Annotated in this window: 1 protein-coding gene; it reads left to right on the top strand. The window is 69.8% G+C overall.

Features of this window, described 5'->3' with window-relative positions:
* On the top strand, positions 1 to 3420 hold a 3420-nt coding region (locus tag ACFVHI_RS37095; RefSeq protein ID WP_380346459.1), incomplete at its 5' end, for a multifunctional oxoglutarate decarboxylase/oxoglutarate dehydrogenase thiamine pyrophosphate-binding subunit/dihydrolipoyllysine-residue succinyltransferase subunit.
* Positions 3421 to 3482 lie beyond the last annotated feature (62 nt).

Here is a 3482-nt window from a genome sequence, read left to right as displayed (position 1 = left end):
GCCGCCGCCCCGGCCCCTGCGGCCGCTCCGGCCGCCGCCGCGGCGGACGCGCCCGCCGGCCCCGAGCTGATCCAGCTGCGCGGCCCGGCCAAGGCCGTCGCCACCAACATGGACGCCTCGCTGGAGGTGCCGACCGCGACCTCGGTCCGCGCGGTGCCCGCGAAGCTGTTGATCGACAACCGCATCGTCATCAACAACCACCTGCAGCGCGCCCGCGGCGGCAAGGTCTCCTTCACCCACCTGATCGGCTACGCCCTGGTCCAGGCCATCAAGGCCGCCCCGGGCATGAACTACAGCTACAAGGTGGAGAACGGCAAGGCCTTCCTGGTCAAGCCCGAGCACGTCAACCTCGGCCTGGCCATCGACCTGGTCAAGCCGAACGGCGACCGCCAGCTCGTCGTCGCGGCCATCAAGAAGGCCGAGACCCTCGACTTCTTCGGCTTCTGGCAGGCCTACGAGGACATCGTCCGCCGGGCCCGCGCCAACAAGCTGACCATGGACGACTTCACCGGCGTCACGGTCTCGCTGACCAACCCCGGCGGCATCGGCACCGTGCACTCCGTGCCGCGCCTGATGCAGAACCAGGGCACCATCGTCGGCGTCGGCGCCATGGAGTACCCGGCCGAGTTCCAGGGCTCCGCCCCGGAGACCCTGTCCCGGCTGGGCGTCTCCAAGATCATGACGCTGACCTCGACCTACGACCACCGCGTCATCCAGGGCGCGGCGTCCGGCGAGTTCCTGCGCGAGATCCACCGCCTCCTCCTCGGGGAGAAGGGCTTCTACGACGAGATCTTCGAGTCGCTGCGGATCCCGTACGAGCCGGTCCGCTGGGCCACCGACGTCGCCACCACCCACGACGACGAGGTCAACAAGACCGCCCGCGTCATGGAGCTGATCCACGCGTACCGTGTGCGCGGCCACCTGATGGCCGACACGGACCCGCTGGAGTACAAGCAGCGCAAGCACCCCGACCTGGACGTCACCACCCACGGCCTCACCCTGTGGGACCTGGAGCGCGAGTTCGCGGTCGGCGGCTTCGGCGGCCAGAAGATGATGAAGCTCCGCGACATCCTCGGCCTGCTGCGCAACACGTACTGCCGCACCGTCGGCGTCGAGTACATGCACATCCAGGACCCGAAGCAGCGCAAGTGGCTGCAGGAGCGCCTGGAGAAGCCGTACTCCAAGCCCGAGCGCGAGGAGCAGCTGCGCATCCTGCGCCGGCTGAACTCGGCCGAGGCCTTCGAGACCTTCCTGCAGACCAAGTACGTCGGGCAGAAGCGCTTCTCGCTGGAGGGCGGCGAGTCGCTCATCCCGCTGCTGGACGCCACCATCGACGCCGCCGCCGAGCACCGCCTCGACGAGGCCGTCATCGGCATGGCCCACCGCGGCCGCCTGAACGTGCTGGCCAACATCGTCGGCAAGCCGTACGGCAAGATCTTCGGCGAGTTCGAGGGCAACCTCGACCCGAAGTCGATGCACGGCTCCGGCGACGTGAAGTACCACCTCGGCTCCGAGGGCACCTTCACCGGCCTGGACGGCGAGACCATCAAGGTCTCGCTCGCCGCGAACCCCTCCCACCTGGAGACGGTCGACCCGGTCGTCGAGGGCATCGCCCGCGCCAAGCAGGACATCCTGGACCAGGGCGGCACCACCTTCCCGGTGCTGCCGATCCAGATCCACGGCGACGCGGCCTTCGCCGGCCAGGGCGTCGTCGCGGAGACCCTGAACATGTCGCAGCTGCGCGGCTACCGCACCGGCGGCACGATCCACCTGGTGGTCAACAACCAGGTCGGCTTCACCGCCGCCCCGGCGTCCTCGCGCTCCTCGATGTACTGCACCGACGTGGCCCGGATGATCGAGGCCCCGATCTTCCACGTGAACGGCGACGACCCGGAGGCCGTGGTCCGCGTCGCGCGGCTCGCCTTCGAGTTCCGCCAGGCGTTCCACAAGGACGTCGTGATCGACCTCATCTGCTACCGCCGCCGCGGTCACAACGAGGCCGACAACCCGTCGTTCACCCAGCCGCTGATGTACGACCTGATCGACAAGAAGCGCTCGGTGCGCAAGCTGTACACCGAGGGCCTGATCGGTCGCGGCGACATCACCATGGAAGAGGCGGAGCAGGCGCTCCAGGACTTCCAGGGCCAGCTGGAGAAGGTCTTCGCCGAGGTCCGCGACGCCGCCCAGACCCCCGCCCCGGCCATCGCCGGCAAGCCGGTCGCCGACTTCCCGGTCAACATCCAGACCGGCATCTCCCAGGAGATGGTCAAGCGGATCGCCGCCTCGCAGGTCAACCTGCCGGACTGGCTGACCGTCCACCCGCGCCTGCTGCCGCAGCTCCAGCGCCGCGCCGCCTCCGTCGAGGACAACACCATCGACTGGGCGACGGGCGAGACCCTCGCCATCGGCTCGCTGCTCATGGAGGGCCACCCGGTCCGCCTGGCCGGCCAGGACAGCCGCCGCGGCACCTTCGGCCAGCGGCACGCCGTCCTGATCGACCGCAACACCGGCGAGGACTACACCCCGCTGCAGTACCTCACCGAGGACCAGGCCCGCTACACCGTCTACGACAGCCTGCTGTCGGAGTACGCGGCGATGGGCTTCGAGTACGGCTACTCGCTGACCCGCCCGAACTCGCTGGTCATGTGGGAGGCGCAGTTCGGCGACTTCGTCAACGGCGCGCAGACCGTGGTGGACGAGTACATCGCCTCCGCCGAGCAGAAGTGGGGCCAGCACTCGGGCGTCACCCTGCTGCTGCCGCACGGCTACGAGGGCCAGGGCCCGGACCACTCGTCCGCCCGCCCGGAGCGCTTCCTGCAGCTGTGCGCGCAGAACAACATGACGGTCGCCATGCCGACCCTGCCGTCGAACTACTTCCACCTGCTGCGCTGGCAGGCGCACAACCCGCACCACAAGCCGCTGGTCGTCTTCACCCCGAAGTCGATGCTGCGTCTCAAGGCCGCGGCGAGTGCGACCGAGGAGTTCCTGTCCGGCTCCTTCCGCCCGGTCATCGGTGACAACACCGTCGACCCGGCGCAGGTGCGCAAGGTCGTCATCACCGCCGGCAAGTTCTACTACGACCTGGCGGCGGCCCGGACCGAGCGCGGCGTCACCGACACCGCGATCGTCCGGGTCGAGCGGCTCTACCCGCTGCCGGTGGCCGAGCTCCAGGAGGAGCTCGCCCGCTACGGCGACGACGTCCAGTTCGTCTGGGCGCAGGAGGAGCCGGACAACCAGGGCGCCTGGCCGTTCATCGCGATGAACCTGGTCGACCACCTCCAGGTCGTCGTCGGCCGCAGCGCCAACGGCTCGCGGCTGCGCCGCGTCGCCCGCACGACGGCCTCGTCCCCGGCGGTCGGCTCGGCCAAGCGGCACGCCGCCGAGCAGCAGGCGCTGATCGAAGAGGTCTACTCGCTCTGAGGCCCTGAGGCCCCGAAGCGCTGGAGCACCGACGCCCGCGGCCCCCGTCCTCCCCTGGGAGA

The sequence above is a fragment of the Kitasatospora sp. NPDC127121 genome (assembly GCF_042677305.1).
Taxonomy (GTDB): Bacteria; Actinomycetota; Actinomycetes; order Streptomycetales; family Streptomycetaceae; genus Kitasatospora.
The sequence above is the reverse complement of the archived record's forward strand: the minus strand, read 5'-3'. Positions and strand labels throughout refer to the sequence as shown.